At 63.4% G+C, this 1,941-nt stretch carries 1 protein-coding gene; it reads left to right on the forward strand.

Translation table 11 applies throughout. The features are described 5' to 3' along the window. A partial coding sequence (gene dxs, locus LOC54_RS12120; RefSeq protein ID WP_279314034.1) for a 1-deoxy-D-xylulose-5-phosphate synthase occupies positions 1–1,941 on the forward strand: 1,941 nt, incomplete at both ends.

Raw genomic sequence — 1,941 nt, forward strand, 5'->3', positions numbered from 1 at the left:
CCGGTCGTTTTCCTGTTCTTGATCGTGTTGTTTATCCGCATGAGATGAGGAATTTTTCTGTTTCTCAGCTTGAGCAGCTTGCGGATGAGCTTCGTTCGGAGACGATTGATGCGGTTTCGGTGACGGGCGGTCATCTTGGTGCGTCTTTAGGTGTTGTTGAGCTGACGGTTGCGATCCATGCGGTTTTTGACACGCCGGACGATCGTCTGATCTGGGATGTCGGGCATCAGGCCTATCCGCACAAGATCCTGACGGGGCGGCGCGAGCGCATCCGCACGCTGCGTCAGCCGGGCGGGCTGTCGGGGTTCACCCGCCGCTCGGAGAGTGAATACGATCCGTTCGGGGCGGCGCATTCCTCCACCTCGATCTCTGCCGGGCTGGGCATGAGCGTGGCGCATCATCTGCGGGCGGAGAAGGATCCGTCCTACAGGGAGCGCAATGTAATTGCCGTGATCGGTGACGGCTCCATCTCTGCGGGCATGGCCTATGAGGCCATGAACAATGCCGGGGCTGTCGGCGAGGGGGCCGAGCGGCTGATCGTCATTCTCAATGACAACGAGATGTCCATCGCGCCGCCGGTCGGGGCGATGTCGAACTATCTCACCCGGCTGATGTCCTCGCGCCAGTTCATGAACCTGCGCGATCTGGCCGGGCGTTTCGTCAAGAAGCTGCCTGACCGTCTGGAGCGCACGGCCAAGCGGGCCGAGGAATATGCCCGCGGCATGATCACCGGCGGGACGCTGTTCGAGGAGCTGGGCTTTTACTATGTCGGTCCGGTGGACGGGCATGACCTGCCGCAGCTGGTTCAGATCCTGCGCAATCTGCGGGATACGGACAAGGGGCCGATCCTGCTGCATGTGATCACCGAGAAGGGGCATGGCTACAGCCCGGCCGAGGCGGCCGGTGACAAGTATCATGCCGTCGCGAAATTCAATGTCGTGACCGGCGAGCAGAGCAAGGCGCCTCCGGGGCCGCCGTCCTGGACTTCGGTTTTTGCGAAGGAGCTGTGCCGGGCGGCTGAGGCGGATGACAGCATTGTCGCGATCACGGCCGCCATGCCTTCGGGCACCGGGCTGGACAAGTTTGCGAAGGCGTTTCCAAAGCGGTTTTTCGACACCGGGATTGCCGAGCAGCATGCGGTGACGTTTGCGGCCGGTCTTGCGACTGAGGGTCTGCGGCCGTTCTGTGCGATCTATTCCACCTTTCTGCAGCGCGCCTATGACCAGGTGATGCATGATGTGGTGCTTCAGGGTCTGCCGGTGCGGTTTGCGATCGACCGTGCGGGGCTGGTCGGGGCGGACGGGGCGACGCATGCGGGGTCGTTCGATCTGGCCTATCTCGGCTGTCTGCCGGGCATGACGATCATGGCGCCGTCTGACGAGCTGGAGCTGCTGCATATGACGGCGACGGCGGCGGCGTTTGACGAGGGTCCGATCGCGCTGCGCTATCCGCGCGGCAACGGTCTGGGGCTGGAGCTTCCGGCGGCGGGCTCCGTTCTGGAGATCGGCCGGGGCCGGATCGTGCGCGAGATGGCCGCGCAGTCCGGGCGTGAGAAGGGTGGTGTTGCCATTCTCTCCCTCGGGCCGAGGCTGGCGGATGCGCTGCGGGCCGCGGACCGGCTGACCGCGCTGGGGCTGCCGCCCACCGTGGCCGATGCGCGCTTTGCCAAGCCGCTCGACACGGAACTGCTGGAGCAGCTCGCGCGTAACCATGCCGTGCTGATCACCATCGAGGAAGGATCCGAGGGCGGCTTCGGCGCCATGGTCGCCCATCACCTCTCAAAAACAGGTCTGCTCGACCACGTCCGGCTCAGAACAATGACACTGCCGGATGTCTTCATCGACCATAACTCACAGGCCGAACAATACGCACAGGCCGGACTCTCCGCACCCCATATCGTATCAACCGCTCTCTCAGCTCTCGGTATCAACGAAAAAAACG

Origin of the sequence: Acetobacter sp. AN02 (genome assembly GCF_029759835.1) — a bacterium.
GTDB lineage: Bacteria > Pseudomonadota > Alphaproteobacteria > Acetobacterales > Acetobacteraceae > Acetobacter.